This is a genomic window from Sphingomonas zeicaulis (genome assembly GCF_050433225.1).
Lineage (GTDB): Bacteria > Pseudomonadota > Alphaproteobacteria > Sphingomonadales > Sphingomonadaceae > Sphingomonas_D > Sphingomonas_D zeicaulis.
Window position 1 is genome coordinate 555,023 of record NZ_JBNPXQ010000002.1, and the last position, 16,621, is coordinate 571,643.

13 protein-coding genes are annotated in these 16,621 nt (G+C 67.3%); 8 read left to right on the forward strand and 5 right to left on the reverse strand.

What is annotated here, in order from left to right; translation table 11 throughout:
• The first annotated feature begins 5 nt into the window (after positions 1-5).
• Positions 6-1,784 carry an ABC-F family ATP-binding cassette domain-containing protein gene (locus FHS96_RS11720; protein ID WP_429591154.1) on the forward strand — a complete coding sequence of 593 codons (1,779 nt, stop codon included), beginning with the start codon at positions 6-8 and terminating at the stop codon, positions 1,782-1,784.
• Between the two features lie 44 nt (positions 1,785-1,828).
• Here the strand turns inward: FHS96_RS11720 and FHS96_RS11725 are convergent, their stop codons facing one another.
• The 3 genes from FHS96_RS11725 to FHS96_RS11735 form a co-directional block, all read right to left on the reverse strand.
• Positions 1,829-3,631: a DUF885 domain-containing protein gene (locus FHS96_RS11725; RefSeq protein WP_429591157.1), complete on the reverse strand. Its 1,803-nt coding sequence runs from the start codon at positions 3,629-3,631 to the stop codon at positions 1,829-1,831.
• 80 nt (positions 3,632-3,711) lie between these two features.
• Positions 3,712-5,085: an ATP-binding protein gene (locus FHS96_RS11730; protein ID WP_429591160.1), complete on the reverse strand. Its 1,374-nt coding sequence runs from the start codon at positions 5,083-5,085 to the stop codon at positions 3,712-3,714.
• A gap of 4 nt (positions 5,086-5,089) precedes the next feature.
• A complete protein-coding gene (locus FHS96_RS11735) occupies positions 5,090-5,809 on the reverse strand; it encodes a response regulator (RefSeq protein WP_429591163.1) in 720 nt (239 codons plus the stop codon).
• A gap of 163 nt (positions 5,810-5,972) precedes the next feature.
• Between FHS96_RS11735 and FHS96_RS11740 the strand changes: the two genes are divergently transcribed.
• From FHS96_RS11740 to FHS96_RS11750, 3 genes are all read left to right on the forward strand, one after another.
• On the forward strand, positions 5,973-6,383 hold the full coding sequence (locus FHS96_RS11740; RefSeq protein WP_429591165.1) for a hypothetical protein: 411 nt from the start codon (positions 5,973-5,975) through the stop codon (positions 6,381-6,383).
• A 145-nt stretch (positions 6,384-6,528) separates the two neighbouring features.
• Positions 6,529-6,981, forward strand: coding sequence for an EF-hand domain-containing protein (locus FHS96_RS11745; protein ID WP_429591168.1), 453 nt, complete (start codon positions 6,529-6,531; stop codon positions 6,979-6,981).
• Between the two features lie 4 nt (positions 6,982-6,985).
• A complete protein-coding gene (locus FHS96_RS11750; protein ID WP_429591171.1) occupies positions 6,986-7,795 on the forward strand; it encodes a sterol desaturase family protein in 810 nt (269 codons plus the stop codon).
• 192 nt (positions 7,796-7,987) lie between these two features.
• On the opposite strand, the gene FHS96_RS11755 is transcribed toward FHS96_RS11750, so the two are convergent.
• Positions 7,988-8,815, reverse strand: coding sequence for an ATP-binding protein (locus FHS96_RS11755; RefSeq protein ID WP_429591174.1), 828 nt, complete (start codon positions 8,813-8,815; stop codon positions 7,988-7,990).
• Between the two features lie 140 nt (positions 8,816-8,955).
• On the opposite strand from FHS96_RS11755, the gene FHS96_RS11760 reads away from it, so the two are divergent.
• Positions 8,956-10,008, forward strand: a complete 1,053-nt coding sequence (locus FHS96_RS11760) for a mannose-1-phosphate guanylyltransferase/mannose-6-phosphate isomerase (protein ID WP_429591177.1) — start codon at positions 8,956-8,958, stop codon at positions 10,006-10,008.
• Positions 10,009-10,057: 49 nt separating this feature from the next.
• Here the strand turns inward: FHS96_RS11760 and FHS96_RS11765 are convergent, their stop codons facing one another.
• Complete coding sequence (locus tag FHS96_RS11765; RefSeq protein WP_429591181.1) at positions 10,058-10,672, reverse strand: TetR/AcrR family transcriptional regulator; 615 nt, start codon at positions 10,670-10,672, stop codon at positions 10,058-10,060.
• A gap of 131 nt (positions 10,673-10,803) precedes the next feature.
• Between FHS96_RS11765 and FHS96_RS11770 the strand changes: the two genes are divergently transcribed.
• The 3 genes from FHS96_RS11770 to FHS96_RS11780 are packed head-to-tail and all read left to right on the forward strand — an operon-like array spanning position 10,804 to position 16,600.
• Positions 10,804-11,997, forward strand: a complete 1,194-nt coding sequence (locus FHS96_RS11770) for an efflux RND transporter periplasmic adaptor subunit (RefSeq protein WP_429591184.1) — start codon at positions 10,804-10,806, stop codon at positions 11,995-11,997.
• A 12-nt stretch (positions 11,998-12,009) separates the two neighbouring features.
• The gene (locus tag FHS96_RS11775; RefSeq protein ID WP_429591188.1) at positions 12,010-15,180 is read left to right on the forward strand and encodes a multidrug efflux RND transporter permease subunit; all 3,171 of its coding nucleotides are present in this window, start codon (positions 12,010-12,012) and stop codon (positions 15,178-15,180) included.
• Positions 15,173-16,600, forward strand: a complete 1,428-nt coding sequence (locus tag FHS96_RS11780) for an efflux transporter outer membrane subunit (protein WP_429591191.1) — start codon at positions 15,173-15,175, stop codon at positions 16,598-16,600. The genes FHS96_RS11775 and FHS96_RS11780 overlap by 8 nt, the downstream gene beginning before the upstream one ends.
• Positions 16,601-16,621: the final 21 nt, after the last annotated feature.

Sequence of the window (16,621 nt, forward strand, 5' to 3'; positions counted from 1 at the left end):
CGGGCATGGCGGCACCTATACTTTCCTATGAGGATCTCGGCATCGTGCAGGGATCCGGCTGGCTTTTCCGGCATCTCGATATCTTCGTCGGCGAACGCGACCGGCTGGCGCTGATCGGGCGCAACGGCGCGGGCAAGTCGACCTTGCTCAAGCTGCTCGCGGGCAAGATCGACAGCGACGAGGGCCGCCGCACGATCGTGCCGGGCACCCGCGTGATCCTGCTGGAGCAGGAACCCTCGCTCGCGGGCCACGCGACATTGCGTGACTATGCGCTCGCCGGGCCGGACGCGCCCGAGGCGCATGAGGTGGAGGCGATCGCCGACCAGATCGGCATCGACCTTTCCCGCGAGGCGGCGACCGCTTCGGGCGGCGAGCGCCGCCGTGCGGCGATCGCGCGTGCGCTGGCGATGGATCCGGACGTGCTGCTGCTCGACGAGCCGACCAACCATCTCGACATCGCTGCGATCGACTGGCTGGAAGGCTGGCTGCAGCGTTTCTCCGGCGCGTTCGTCGCGATCAGCCACGACCGCACCTTCCTCACCCGCCTGACCCGCCAGACGTTGTGGATGGACCGCGGCAGCATCCGCCGCGCTGAGATCGGCTTCGGCGGGTTCGAGGCGTGGACCGAGAAGGTATTCGAGGAAGAACAGCGCAACGCCGAGCGGCTCGACGCCAAGCTCAAGATCGAGGAGCATTGGCTGCAGCGCGGCGTCACCGGCCGCCGCCGGCGCAACCAGGGGCGCCTCGCCAAGCTCAAGGAAATGCGCGCGCAACGCGCCTCGATGATCGGGCCGCAGGGCACCGCCGCGCTCGCCATCGGCAGCGACGACGTCCGCACCAAGGTGGTGATCGACGCCGAGGGCGTCACCAAGCGTTTCGGCGACCGCGCGGTGATCAAGGATTTCACATTCCGCGTGACGCGGGGCGACCGCATCGGCGTGGTCGGCGGCAATGGCGCGGGCAAGACGACCTTGCTCCGCCTGCTGACCGGCGAGCTCGAACCCGACGAGGGGCGGATCAAGCTGGCCAAGACGCTGGATGGCGTGATCATCGACCAGCAGCGCAGCTTGATGGCGCCGGATAAGCGCGTGCGCGACGTGCTGGCCGATGGTGGCGACTGGATCGAGGTGCTTGGCGAGAAGAAGCACGTCCACGGCTATCTCAAGGAATTCCTGTTCGAGCCGTCGATGGCCGACGCGCGCGTCGGCACCTTGTCGGGCGGCGAGCGCTCGCGCGTGCTGCTCGCGCGCGAGTTCGCGCGGCGCAGCAACCTGCTGGTGCTCGACGAGCCGACCAACGATCTCGACATGGAGACGCTGGACCTGCTGCAGGAGGTGATCGCCGACTATGACGGCACCGTCCTCATCGTCAGCCACGACCGCGACTTCCTTGATCGCACCGTCACGGTGACCCTGGGCCTCGATGGATCGGGCAAGGTCGATATCGTCGCCGGCGGCTATGAGGATTGGGAACGCCAGCGCGCGCCGAAGCAGGAGCCGAAGCGACCCTCTGCTCCCAAAGCAGATGCGCCTGCCGCTCCCAAGGCGAAGACCAAGCTGAGCTACAAGGACCAGCGCGACCTCGACCAGTTGCCGGCGCGCATCGAGGAACTGGAAGCCGCCATCGCCCGCGACGAGAAGGCGCTGGCCGATCCGGATCTCTACACCAAGAACCCGGACCGCTTCGCTGCGCTGACCAAGGCGATCGACAAGGCCCGCGACGACAAGGATGCGGCTGAGATGCGCTGGCTGGAGCTGGCGGAAATGGCGGAAGCTTTGGGGTGATTTGATAGTCCTCCCCGGCGCGATGCGCCGGGGAGGACATGATCTCACGCCGCCTTGATCCAGGCGTCGACCTGCGCTTCCAGCATCGTCAGCGGCATCGCGCCCTGGCGCAGGATTTCATGGAATGCCTTCAGGTCGAACTTTTGGCCCAGCGCCGCCTGCGCCTTTGCCCGCGCGCGGGTCCAGGCGATGTGGCCGATCTTGTAGCTCAGCGCCTGGCCACCCTGCGTGCAATAGCGTTCCACCTCGCGCTGGCAGCGGGGGCGGGCGAAGCCGGTGGTGGTGACGAGATAGTCAGTCGCGCGCGCGACGTCCCAGCGCTTGGTGTGGATGCCGGTATCGACCACCAGCCGCGCCGCGCGAAACAGGAAGGATTGCAGATAGCCCGCCCGTTCCAGCGGGTTGGCATAGGCCTTCAACTCGTCGGCAAGCTGCTCCGCATATAGCGCCCAGCCTTCGGAATAGGCCGAGAAGAAGCCGATCTTGCGCAATGTCGGGATATCCTTCGACTCCTGCGCGATGCTGATCTGCAGGTGATGGCCCGGCACGCCTTCGTGATAGGTCAGCGAAGGCAGCGAATATTTCGGCCAGTCGCCGACATCCTTGAGATTGATGAAATAGATCGCCGGGCGCGAGCCATCCAGCGCGGCGCGGTGATAATAGCCGTTGGAAGCGCCGTCCTGGATCTCCACCGGCACCGCGCGGATCTCAAGCGGCTGCGTCGGCAAGGTCGCAAACGCCTGCGGCAGCTTGGCGTACATCGCCTTCACGCCCTCGTTGAGCCCGGCGAGCAGTGCCGCCTTGCCTTCCGGCGTCCCCGGATAGAGCTGCGCCGGGTCGACGTTCAGCGCCGCCAGCCGCTCGCCGATGCCGCCCTTGGTGAAGCCCTGCGACTTCAGGATCTTGTCCAGCTCGGCGCTGATCTCGGCGACCTGCTGGAGGCCCATCTGATGGACCTGCTCGGCGGTGAAGTCGGTGGTCGTCGCCTGCTGGATTGCCGCCTGATAGATGGCGTCGCCATCGGGCAGGCGCCAGTCGCCGTCCCCCGGCCTGGTTGTCGGGCGCAGCGCCTTCATGAGCGCAATCTGGCGGTCGAGCGCCGGATAGACCTTGGTCTCGACGATCGACGCGGCCTTGCCCGCCCAGTCGCCCGCGATGCCCTTCGCTGCCGCGCGGTCGGCGAGCGACTTCACCATGCTGGAGGTGGGGGCGGGCTGGCTGCGCAGCGCCGCCATCTGGCTCAGGGTCAGGTCGATCGACCAGCCGGGCGCGAGGAAGCCGCGCGCGGCCTCGTCCTTCTGCACCGCGCTGTCCTGGTCGAGCACGGTGGCGAACGCTTCCAGCCGCGAGAGATAGGCGTCGCTATCCTCCCGCGTCGCGATGGTGTGCGCGGTGTTGAGGAAGTCGGGGATCGAGAAATAGGCGCCGCCCTGCTGGAAGATCCGATAGGGCCGGATCACCGAATCGAGCTGGAACTTCTCGGGCGCGGTCGTCTGGTTGCGCAGCGAGTAGAGGATGACCTCGCGGTTGAGCGCCGCTGCCGGCGACAATGTCTTGGCATCGACCGCCTCGACCGAAGCGATCGCCTTCTTCGTCTCGGCGAGTTCACGCATCCGCTCTGCGGCCGTGGCGTCGGACAGTTTCGCCTTCAGGCTCGCATTGGCGCCCTTGTCGAGCCCCAGCGAGCTGGCCATCTCGGGCGAGCGCTTCACCGCATCATTGAAGATCTCCTCGAAGCGCGCGTTGAGCGCGGCATCGCCAGTCGCCGGCTGCGCGAACACCCGGCCGGGCACCATCGACAGCGCGACGCTGGCGGTGCCGGCCGCGAGAAAATGACGACGATCCATGAAAGCTACCCTTTACTGATTGTTTCTGAACCGCGTTGAGCCACAGAGCGCGCGCCGGGTCGAGGGCTGTTCGACGGATGTCAGGCGAGCGGCAGCCGCACCTCCGCCTCCAACCCGCCGATCGCGGCGCGGCCGAAGTGTAAGGTGCCGCCCATCTGGGTGGTGAGCGCGCGGACGATGGCGAGGCCGAGGCCGGCACCCGCACCGCTGCCTCGATCCCGCGAGGGATCGAGGCGGTGGAACGGTTCGGCGAGGCGGTCGAGCTGGTCGGGGGGGACGCCGGGGCCGTCGTCCGCGACGATCAGCCGGGCGATGCCGCCGGCCTGTTCGATGCGGACGTCGGCAAGGCTTCCGTGGCGCAGTGCATTGCCGACGAGATTGTCGAAGATGCGGTCAAGCGCGAGGGGAGGGGCGCGGACAACCAGCTTGGCGTCGACGGGTGCCGCCAGCATCACCGTTTGCCCCATCTCGCGCCGCGCTGCGACCAGCCGCACCACCGCGGCGAGCAGGTCCACCGGCGCGCTGCGCATCGGTTCGGCGGCGTCGGCACCGCCGCCGCGCTCCCTGTCGAGCGCCGCGAACAGCAGCGTGTCGTCGACCAGCATCGCCATCTCGCCGATATCGGTGATCGCGCGCGCGCGCTGCGCCTCATCGTCGATAAATTCGGCGCGGAGGCGCAGGCGGGTGAGGTAGGTGCGCAGATCATGAGCGATAGCCGCCAGCATCCGCGTGCGTTCGGCCATCAGTCCGGCGATGCGGCCCTTCATCTCGTTGAACGCGCGCGCCAGTTCGCGCACGTCGCGCGGGCCCTGCACTGGCAGATCGGGCGTATCGCCGCCGGCGGCGAAGCCGCGTACCCCGGCAGCGACGCGGCTGATCGGCCGCGCCGTCTGCCGTACCGCAAGCAGCAGGATGAGGATCAGCACGACGCCGCCCACGGTGGCGAGCAGCGAGCGGCGGCGCAGATAGGTGCGCATCCCCGCGGAGGGCTGGCCCTCAACGATCAGCCAGCCGCCATCGCGCAACGGCACGGTGACGCGGACGAGCGCGAGGAGACGGCCGGGGCCGCTGCGATCGCCGAACCAGCGGCCGAGCGGCCCGCGGCGGACGTCGATTCGCACCGGCCGGTCGAGATTGGCTCGATAGCTGCCGGCGAGCGCCTGCAGGACCGCGCCCAACGCGCCGCGACGCGGTGGCGGCGCGGCGTCGGCGAGGCGCGCGGTGAACAATGCGCCATCGAACGCCTCGACGATCCTCGCGCGCCGCGCCGGCGGCTGCGCCTCGATCGTTTCGACCATCGCGGCGAGCTGGGTGGGGCGGGGGAGGCTGTAGGGGCGTCCCGCCTCGCCGCCATCGGGATAGCCCAGCGACGCAACGATCGCCAATTGCAGCAGCACGAAGCCGACGATCATGATCGCGCCTAGCCGCATCGTCAGGTTGGCTGCGAGCGACATCGCATCAGCCCTGATCGACCGGCGCCGCCAGCACATAGCCGCCGCCACGCACCGTCTTGATCAGCTCACGCCCACTCTCATGCACCGCCAGCTTGGCGCGTAACCGGCTGAGCTGGACGTCGATCGTGCGGTCAAACGGCTCGGCATTGCGGCCGCGCGTCCAGTCGAGCAACTGGTCGCGGTTCAGCACGCGCTGCGGGTGGCGGACGAAGCAGAGCAGCAGGTCATGCTCGCCGCCGGTCAGGATCACCGGGCTGCCCTCCGGGTCGGTGAGCTGGCGGGCGCCGGCGTCGAACGCCCAGCCGACGAAGCCATAGCGCTCGACCGGCAGGCTGGCATGGACGCGGGGGCGATCGCGCGTCCGCCGCAATATCGCGCGGACGCGCGCGATCAGCTCGCGCGGATTGAACGGTTTGGGCAGATAATCGTCGGCACCGACCTCCAGCCCGATGATGCGGTCGATATCGTCCCCGCGCGCGGTCACCATCAGCACCGGCGTTTCGCTGGTTGCGCGGAGGCGGCGGCACAGCGACAGCCCATCCTCACCGGGCAGCATCAGGTCGAGCACGGCGAGGTCGATGCGGCGGCGTGCGTGCAGCCGGTCGAATTCCTCGGCGGTGCGGCAGGGGCCGACCTCGAACCCCTCGCGCCTGAGCAGTGCGGCGACGAGATCGCGAATCTCGTCATCATCCTCGACGAGGGCGATGAAGCTGGTGTCGGCCATCCGCCTCCTATCCTCCTCGGGGGCCACGGCGGGCAAGCGCCGGGCGCTACGCCGTTACCTTTCGTTACCCTTCGTCGCGCCGGTGTCGCATCCTGCTTACCCCTCCGGCCTAGACGGATCGGCGAACGGCACCACCGTCGTTCGTAACGTGTGGAGTAAACAGATGACGTCCAAGCTTCTCGGGCTCGTCGCCATCGCCAGCCTCGCCCTCACCGGCATCGCGCTGCCCGAATCCGCGCAGGCGCGCGAACGCTTCCGCAGCGTCCACGCGCATGGGCTGAATGGCCGCGGCTATGATCGCTACCGCCAGGTCTCACGCCAGCCCGGTTCGCTTCAGGTCCAGCGCGGTTACCAGGGCAGCGGCGGTCGCGGTATTCAATCGTCGCGCGGCCGGAGCTGCGCCAATGGTACCTGCTCCGGCGGCGCGAGCCATGTGACCAACAACGGCACGCGCTGGGGCCGCAGCGGCACGATCACCAACAATGGAGACGGCACCGCCAGCTACGCCCGTTCGGTCACCGGCCCGGGCGGCGGCAGCCGTTCGTCGAGCGGTACCATCGGGCGAGCTTACTGATCCGTCCTCACCCGACCCTCCCCTGATGGGGAGACGCGATGAAACCCCTTCGCTCCGCCACCTCCTCCGGCGGATCGATCGCCCGGCCGGCTGTCCCGAACCTCAACCCGCCGGTCGGGCCCCCCATTTCCGGAGTTCAGGTCCCATGCCCATCCGCATTCCCCTTCGCTACCGGACGACGTTCGTCACGGTTGCGGCCCTCGCCGCGGCGACGAGTGGCCTGCCGGCCCATGCACAACGCTTCGGCGCCGGCGATCATTTCGCCGATGCCGATGCCAATGGTGACGGCACCATCACCCGCGAGGAGTTTGCCGCCGCCCGAGCGCGGAGCTTCGACAAGCTCGATCGCAATGGCGACGGTATCGTCCAGAAAGGCGATTTCGGCCGCCTTGCCCGGTTCAAGCCCGATGCCGCGCAGCGACTGCAGCGCATGATTGATGCTGCCGACGCCAACCGCGACGGCAAGGTTACCCGCGACGAATTCGTGGCCGCGCCTTCGCCAGTCTTCGATCGTGCGGACACCGATGGCGATGGCGTGCTCTCCAAAGCCGAGGCGGACGCTGCACGCAGCGCGCTCGCCGCGGCGCGGAATCGATAACGCCATGTCGGGTGTGGCCGGTTCGCCGATTTTTCTCGGCCTCGCACTTGCGCTGATCGTGGTCGAACTGGCGTGGCGATTGCGCAGCGGCCAAGGCTATAGTTGGCCGACGGCGCGCACGACGCTTGGCCTCGCAGCTGGCAATTTTGCGATCGGGCCGCTCAAGGTGGTGGTGGTCGGCGCCGCCTATGCAGCGGTCTGGGCATTGACGCCTTTGCGCCTGCCGCTGGACGATTGGCGGACGTGGGCCGCGGCCTTCCTGCTGGTCGAGTTCGCCTATTACTGGTTTCACCGCGCCAGCCATCGTGTCCGCTGGCTGTGGGCGACGCATGCCGTGCATCATTCGGCCGAGCAGATGACCTTGCTGTCATCGATGCGCCTGGGCTGGACGAGCCTGTTCTCGCTCGGCTGGACCTTCTATCTGCCCATCGTCGCGATAGGCTTCCACCCGCGGCTGGTTCTGGGCCTCGTCGCGCTCAACCTACGCTACCAGTTTTTCCTGCACACAGAGGCCGTAGGGAAGCTCGGGCCGCTGGAATGGATCTTCAACACGCCGGCCCACCACCGCGCGCACCATGCCTCCAACGATTGCTATGTCGATCGCAACTATGGTGGCGTGCTGATCCTGTTCGACCAGCTGTTCGGCACGCTCGCGCCGCGGCTCGATGAGCCGATCCGCTACGGCCTCGCCCATCGGAAGGACGAGACCAACCCGATCCGGCTCGCCCTGCGCGAATGGGGGATATTGTTCGCCGACATGCGCAAGGCTGGGTCGTTGAAGGCAGCGGTGCGCAAGGCGTTGTCGCCGCCGTAACGTCCCTCTCGGATAATTCCCCCTTCGCTCCCGAGCGCCGTCGAGACGGCGGGTTTGGGCCAGACTCGGAGCGGGTCTTGGCTCTCGGCTGCGCTACAGTCACCCCTCGACTTCGCTGGGGCGAACGGTGGGAGCGGGGGCTGGCGTCGGTCCTGCGTTCCGGAAGGGGAGACGGAAACCTTCCGCCCTCGCCTACAGCGCCTTGCCTGCCCGCCCTGCGAGTTCCACCACATATTGCCACGCCACTCGACCCGAGCGGCTGCCGCGCTGGGTCGCCCAGCGGATCGCATCGGCGGCGTCGAAGCTCAGGTCGAACTTGCGCGCATAGGCGGCGACCATCGCGACATAATTGTCCTGGTTGACGTTGTGGAAGCCGATCGACAGACCGAAGCGGTCGGCGAGCGCGAGCTTGTCGTCGGCTTCGTCGCGCGGGTTGATCGGGCTGTCCTGCTCGCGAAGGTCACGCGCGACGATGTGGCGGCGGTTGGAGGTGACGTGGAGCCGCGCGTTGGCCGGGCGCGCCTCGGCACCGCCCTCGAGCAGCGAGCGCAGGGTCCGCGCCTCGGCGCCATTTTCCTCGAAGCCGATATCGTCGATGAACAGCGCGAAAGCGCGGGGCGCCTCCGCGATCAGAGCGAACAGCCGCGGCAGCGAGGCTAGCGCATCGGCCGCGACCTCGATCAGCGCAATTGCTGCGCCCTCATTTTGCAGCGCACCAACCATCGCTTTGACCAAGGCCGACTTGCCGGTGCCGCGCGCACCCCACAGCAGCACGTCATGCGCGGCATGGCCGCCGGCGAGACGCCGGCCATTCTCGACCACCGAGTCCTTCTGCGCATCGATGCCCGTCAGCAGCGCCAGCGGCAGCGGCCGAAAGTCGCGCGTCGGCGTCAAAAGCCCCGCCTGCCAGTGATAGGCTGGCGCTGCGAGCGGATCTGCCTGAGCGGCGGGGGGCGGAGAAATCCGATCGAGCGCGTCAGCGATCCGGGCGATATTGGCGGCGAGAGCTTCCTGTGACATGCGCGCGCCATAGAGCAACGGGCGCAAAATCAGAACAGCACAACCGTCACGCCTGTTCGGACTTTCTTCGCAGTTGCGAAATAGTTCGACAGTTGGCCCGCTTGGGCTAAGACGTGATCCGAGCAGACGGACGGGGCGGCATGACTGACACTCTCATTACTCCGGTGATCCTTTCCGGCGGCTCCGGCACCCGGCTGTGGCCGATGTCCCGCCCGGAGAAGCCCAAGCAGCTGCTGGCGCTGACCGCCGACGAGACGATGCTGCAGCTGACAGCGCAGCGCGTCGCAGATGGTGCGCGCTTCGATTGTCCCATCGTCGTCGCCAACGCGGTGCATGCGGAGCAGATCGAAACCCAGCTCACCGAGGTCGGTTGCGCACCGCAAGCGCTGATCCTCGAGCCGATCGCGCGCAATACGGCGCCGGCGATCGCGCTTGCGGCGCTGATCTGCGCGCCCGAAACGCCGCTGCTGGTGATGCCCAGCGACCATGTCGTCGAGGATGTCGAGGCGTTCCGCGCCGCGATCGAGGCGCTGCTGCCTTTCGTCAACCAAGGCTGGCTGGCCACGTTCGGCATCACCCCCGACGCGCCCGAGACCGGCTACGGCTATATAAAGGTCGGTGCCGAGGAAGCCCCCGGCGTGAGCCGGGTCGAACGTTTCGTAGAAAAGCCCGACCGCGTGACGGCCGAGGCGATGATCGCCGCGGGCGACCATGTCTGGAACGGCGGCATCTTCATGTTCCGCGCCGACGTCTATCTCGGCGCACTCGCGTCGCACGCGCCCGAGATGGTCGAGGCCGCGCGCCGCGCGATCGACGAAGGCAAGCGCGATGGCGCACGCATCTATCCCGATCCGATCGCCTTCGGTGCCAGCCCATCCGACTCGATCGACTATGCGGTGATGGAAAAAGCGTGGCGGGTCGCGGTCGCGCCGGTGAAGATGGGCTGGTCCGACGTCGGCAGCTGGGATGCGCTTCACACCCTCAGCGCGCGTGATGGCGAGGGCAATGCGCACCAAGGCGAGGTCATCGCGATCGATTCGCGCAACTGCCTGATCCGCAGCGATGGCATCCGCGTCGCCGCGGTCGGCGTCGATGATCTCATCATCGTCGCCTCGGGCGATTCGGTGCTGGTGCTGCCGCGCGGCCGTTCGCAGGACGTGAAGAAGATCGTCGACGCCCTGAAAGACCGATAGAAAGACCGGTGACGCGGGCGCCATCGGCTTCGGCCATCAGCGCCAGCCGTCACACGACCTTGAAATAGCTCAGGAAGGGCGCCAGCCGCCAGTCGATCGCGGCGCGGTCGACTTCGGGCAGCACGCCCAGCAGCGCTTCCTGGCTGTCGCCGATCACGATCGAGATATAGAGGTCGACCGCGGCGACGGGATCGTCGAAATTGGCGCGGCCCTGCTGCGTCCACTGCCAGAAGCATTCGATCAGTTCCTCGCCGCGCGCGCCGTAGACCTGATCGTGAAATGCCCGGCCGAACGCCGGATCGCGCAAGCTTTCCATGATGACGATGCGGTTGAGCGCGACCACCTTGGGCTGACACATATGGCCGCGGATCCGGTAGGCGAGTTCGCGGAGCTGGATGGATGGCGCCACCGCGTCGCGCTCGCTCGACCAGCTCGTTTCGAGGTCGCGATCGACGAGGCGCAGCACCATCGCCCGCAACAGCCCCTGCTTGTTGCCGAACATCTCATAGACCGTCGCCAGCGATCCCCCTGATCGCTTGACGATCGCCGCAAGGCTGACGCGGTCGAATCCTTGGTCGAGAAACAGATCCTCGGCCGCATCCAGAATCGCATTCCGGCGGTCTTCCCGCCGGTGCATCACGGCAGTATCGCCGTCCTTAACCACCCCACCCACACTCCCTGAAAGACGTTCGCAGAAACGATCTTGACCTGTAATGTACGTTACATTACCGGCGCAGACAAGCATTGTTGCGATGCGGTATGGTCGGCATCGCCCTAACGATCAGGACGAACAGGATGATTCGCAAACAGGGACTGGCCGGTCGCGGCACGGCGCTGGCGATGGTGATCGGTGTAGCGCTCTCGCTCTCCGCATGCGGTGGCCAGCAGCAGCAGCCGGCACCGCCGCCGCCCGCGGTGACGATCTACACCGTCACGCAGCAGCCGGTGGCGAACGTCATCGAACTTCCGGGTCGTATCCAGGCGATCCGCACCGCCGAGGTGCGCGCGCGCGTCAACGGCATCATCGAAGCGCGCCTCTATGAAGAGGGCACCGACGTCGCCGCCGGCAAGGCGCTGTTCCAGATCGATCCGCGCGAACTGCGCGCGAGCCTGAACGGCGCCCAGGCGCAGCTCCAGCGCAGCCAGGCGACTGCTGCCAATGCTCAGCAGGTGGTCGGCCGCTATCAGCAGCTCGTTCCCGAGCAGGCGATCAGCAAACAGGAATATGATGCGGCGGTCGCGCAGTTGCGCACCGCGCAGGCCGATGTCTCCGCGGCGCGCGCGCAGCTCGATACCGCGCGGCTGAACCTCGGCTATTCCACCGTGACCGCGCCGATCTCCGGCCGTGCCAGCCGCGCGGCGGTGACGGAGGGCGCGCTGGTGAGCGCCGCCAACGGCACCTTGCTGACCACGATCGAGCAGATCGACCGCGTCTATGTAAACTTCTCCCAGTCCAGCTCGGACGTGCTCGCTGTGCGGCGTGACGTCGCCTCGGGCAAGATCAAGATGGGCAACATCAACCAGGTTCGCGTCACGCTGATCCTGGAGGATGGCAGCACCTATCCTGCGCAGGGCCTGATCGACTTCCTCGATCTCGCGATCGACGAGCAGACCGGCACCGCCGCGTTGCGCGCCGAAGTGCCCAACCCGCAGCGCGTGCTGCTGCCGGGCCAGTTCGTTCGCGCCCGCGCCGAGATTGGCACGCGCCCCGACGGCCTCGTCGTGCCGCAGCGTGCGGTGCGCACCACGCCGCAGGGCGCGTCGGTGATGGTCGTCGGTCCCAAGAATGTCGCGATGGTGCGTCCGGTGAAGCTGGGTGACCTGCAGGGCGCCAACTGGGTGATCCTCGATGGGCTCAAGCCCGGCGACAAGGTGATCACCGATGGCCTGCAGAAGGTGATGCCCGACAAGCCGGTGACGATCGTGCCGCCGGGCAAGCCCGGCGCGAAGCCTGCAGCCGGGCCTGCGCCCGCCGCGCCGCAACGCTGATCGGAGGCGCGCATGTCCCCCCGCTTCTTCATCGACCGCCCGGTCTTCGCCTGGGTGATCGCCCTCGGCATCCTGCTTGCCGGGATCATCGCGCTGCGCGCGCTGCCGATCGAGCAATATCCGACCGTCGCGCCCCCCTCGCTGACGATCACCATCACCTATCCCGGTGCCGACGCGCAGACGCTTGAGCAGAACGCGACGCAGATCATCGAGCAGGAAATCAACGGTGTGGAGGGATTCCTCTACATGTCGTCGACTTCCAACTCGAACGGCACCGCCGAGATCACCGTAACCTTCGTTGCCGGCACCGACATCGACGATGCGCAGATGGAGGTGCAGAATCGCCTGCGCCGCGTCGAGCAGCGGCTGCCGGAAGAGGTCAGGCGCCAGGGCATTCAGGTCAACGAGGCCAATCCGGGCTTCCTGCTGATCGTCGCGATCACCACGGACACGCCGACCAACGACCCTTATGAACTCGGCAACTTCGCCAACACGCGCGTGATCGACGAGCTGCGCCGGGTGAACGGCGTCGGCAACGTCCAGTCCTTCTCGCCCGAATATGCGATGCGCATCTGGCTCGATCCGGAAAAGCTCGCCAGCTACAACCTGTCGCAGGCGGAAGCGCTGGCGGCGGTGCAGGAGCAGAACAGCCAGTCCCCGGGCGGGCAGCTCGGCGACATGCCGATCGCCAACGGTACCGAGATCAACGCGACGATTACGACGCAGAGCCGCTTCACCCGGCCCGAGCAGTTTGAGCAGATCATCCTGCGCGCCAATCCGGATGGGTCGGCGATCACGTTGAAGGACGTCGGCCGCGTCGAGCTTGGCGCCGCCAACTATATCTTCTCGAGCGAACTCAGCGGCAAACCGATGGCCGGCCTCGCCGTCCAGCTTTCGACCGGCGCCAACGCGCTTGCGACCGCGGAAGCGGTCAAGGAGCGCCTGAAGGAACTCTCGGCCACTTTCCCGGCGGGCTATAAGTGGACGATCCCGTACGACACGACGCCGTTCATCAACGTCTCGGTCGAAGAGGTGGTGAAGACGCTGGTCGAGGCGATGGTGCTCGTCTTCCTCGTCATGTTCCTGTTCCTGCAGAACTGGCGGGCAACGGTGATCCCGACGATCGTCGTGCCGATCGCGCTGGCCGGCGCCTGCCTCGGCCTATGGCTGTTCGGCTTCTCGATCAACGTGCTCAGCTTGTTCGGCATGGTGCTGGCGATCGGCATCCTCGTTGACGACGCGATCGTCGTCATCGAGAATGTCGAGCGCATCATGAACGAGGAGAAGCTGTCCCCGCGCGACGCCACGGTGAAGGCGATGGGACAGATCACCTCGGCGATCATCGGCATCACCTTGGTGCTGATCGCGGTGTTCATCCCGATGGCTTTCTTCCCGGGCTCGACCGGCGGCATCTACCGCCAGTTCTCGGTCACGCTCGCCATCTCGATCGCCTTCTCGGCGCTGCTCGCGCTCACCCTTACCCCGGCCTTGTGCGCCACATTGCTCAAGCCGCACGACCATAGCCACCACACCGGTGCGGTCGGGCGCTTCGCCGGCGGTTTCTTCGATCGCTTCAACCGCTGGTTCGGCCGGACGACGGACAGATACCAAGGTCGCGTCGGCAAGATGCTCAAGGCGCCGGTGCGCTGGCTCGCGGTCTTCCTCGCGCTCGTCGGCATCACGGCCTTGCTGTTCACCCGCGTGCCGGGCGGCTTCCTGCCCTCGGAAGACCAGGGCTATGTGATCAGCGTCGTGCAGGCGCCGCCAGGCGCCACGCTGGATCGGACCAACGTCGCGATCGATCAGGTCAAGGCGTTCTACAAGACGCAGCCGCAGCTCGAGAATCTCATCATCATCCGTGGCTTCAGCTTCTTCGGCCAGGGCCAGAACAACGCGATCATGTTCGCGCCGCTCAAGCCCTGGGAAGAACGCAAGGGCAAGGAGAACAGTGCCGAGGGTATCGTCGGCCGCGCGCTGGGGCTGATGGGTACGGTCAAGGAGGCGATGGTCTTCTCGCTCAACCCGCCGCCGATCCAGGAACTGGGCAACGCCAGCGGCTTCACCTTCAAGCTGCAGGATCGTGGCAATAACGGCCAGGCCGCGCTGCTTGCGGCACGCAACCAGGTGCTGGGCGCGGCGAGCCAGAGCCCGGTGCTGGCCGGCGTTCGCCCCGAAGGCCAGGAAGATGCGCCGCAGCTCAAGGTGGAGATCGATCGGGTGAAGGCGCGCGCGCTGGGCCTGTCGATCGGGGACGTCAACGCGACGCTCGCGATCGCCTTCGGCAGCGCCTACGCCAACGACTTCACCCGTGATGGTCGCGTGCTGCGCGTGCTGCTGCAGGCCGATGCCCCGCACCGCATGACCCCGCAGGACGTGCTCGACCTGCGCACGCGCAATGCGGAAGGCCAGATGGTGCCGTTCGGCGCCTTCACCACCGTCAACTGGACGGCGGGGCCGCCGCAGCTCCAGCGCTACAACGGCTATTCCGCAATGACGATCTCGGGTACGCCCGCGCCGGGCCGTTCGAGCGGCGAGGCGATGGCGGAAATGGAGCGGATCGCCAAGGGCCTGCCCACCGGCTTCGCCTTCGAATGGACCGGCATCTCCTATGAGGAGAAGCAGTCCGCCGGCCAGATCGGCCTGCTGCTCGGCCTGTCGCTGATCGTCGTGTTCCTGCTGCTCGCGGCGCTCTACGAGAGCTGGTCGATCCCGATCGCGGTGCTCCTCGTCGTGCCGTTGGGCGTGCTCGGCTCGGTGCTGTTCTCGATGCTCCGTGGCCTTTCGGCGGACGTCTATTTCAACGTCGGCCTGATCACGATCATCGGTCTTGCCGCCAAGAACGCGATCCTGATCGTGGAATTCGCAATCGAGCAGGAGGATGAGGGCAAGGGGCCGTTCGATGCGGTGATGGAAGCGGTGAAGCTGCGCCTGCGGCCGATCATCATGACTTCGCTTGCCTTCATCCTCGGCATGCTGCCGCTCGTGATCGCAAGCGGCGCCGGTGCCGCCAGCCGTATCGCGGTCGGCTCCGGCGTGATGGGCGGCATGATCGCGGCGACCATCCTCGGCGTGTTCTTCATCCCGCTGTTCTACCTCTCGGTCCGTCGTTGGATCACCAAGAAGCGTCCGACCATGCATCACGATCGCGATGCCGCGTCGAAGGAGGGCTCCGCCCATGCATAAGCTCGCAGCCGCCGCAGCGCTGCTCGCCGCGACCATGCTGGCGTCATGCAACATGGCACCCAAGCATGTCCGGCCGGACCTGCCGGTGGCCAATGCCTATCCCGAGGGTGTCGACAAGCCCGCCGGGCCCGGCGCGGTTCGTGCCACCGAGCTTGGCTGGATGGATTTCTTCGCCGATCCTCGGCTCGGGCGGCTGATCCGCGAGGCGCTGGCCAACAATCGCGACCTCGCCGTCTCGATCGCGCAGATAGAGGAGGCGCGGGGCCAGTATCGCATCCAGCGCGCGGACCAGTTGCCGACATTGGACGGCACGGCGTCGTACACCAAGAGCCGCACGCCGGCGGCCGGGATCGGCATTCCCGGGATCACCGGCTTCACGCAGGAACAATATCGGGCCGGCGTCGGCGTCACGAGCTTCGAACTCGATTTCTGGGGCCGGGTGCGCAACCTCAATGAAGCGGCACGCAGCCAGTTCCTGGCGACGGTGGAGGCGGAACGCGCGTTCCGCCTCGGCCTGATCCGCGACGTGGCGACGACCTACTTCTCCATCCGCGAGTCCGACGAACGCATCGCGCTCGCCGAAGCGACGGTGAAGAGCCGGCAGGATGGGCTGCGCATCGCCAAGCGTCGCCTCGATGCGGGCGTGACCTCTGCGCTCGACTATCGCCAGTCCGAAACGCTGCTGACGCAGGCGGAGACGGAGCTTGCCGCGCTCAGGCTGGCGCAGGCGCAGGCGCGCAACTTCATGACCGTGCTCGTCGGCGGGGTGCTGCCGACCGACCTGCCCGAGCCGCTGTCGCTCGCGCAGCAGACCGAATCGCCGCGGCTGGAGGCAGGGCTGCCCTCCGACCTGCTCACCGCACGGCCGGACATCATGGCCGCCGAGGAACGGCTGCGCGCTGCCCGCGCCAATATCGGCGCGGCGCGGGCCGCCTTCTTCCCGACCATCTCGCTGACCGGCAGCTTCGGCTTCGCCTCCAACGCGCTCGACGATCTCATCGGCTCGGATACGAAGCAGTGGAGCTATGGGCCGACGATCGCGCTGCCGATCTTCGACTGGGGGCGGACCAAGGGCAATCTGTCGGTCGCGGAGGCGCGCGAGAATATCGCCATCGCCACCTATGAACGCACGATCCAGGGCGCGTTCCAGGAGGTGGGCGATGCGCTCGCCGGCCGCCGTTACCTCGCCGAGCAGGTCTCGGCGCAGGAACGCGCGACCACCGCGCAGCGCCAGCTCGCGAGCCTCGCACGCACGCGCTACCGCGAAGGCGTGGCGGATTATCTCGAAGTGCTCGACGCCGAGCGTAACCTGTTTTCCGCGGAACAGGCTCTGCTCCAGGCCAAGCGCACGCAGGCGGAGAATCTGGTGGCGCTCTACGTCGCGCTGGGCGGCGGGCTGGTCGACGGGGGCGGCGCCTGACGCGGCGCTGCCTGCGCATTT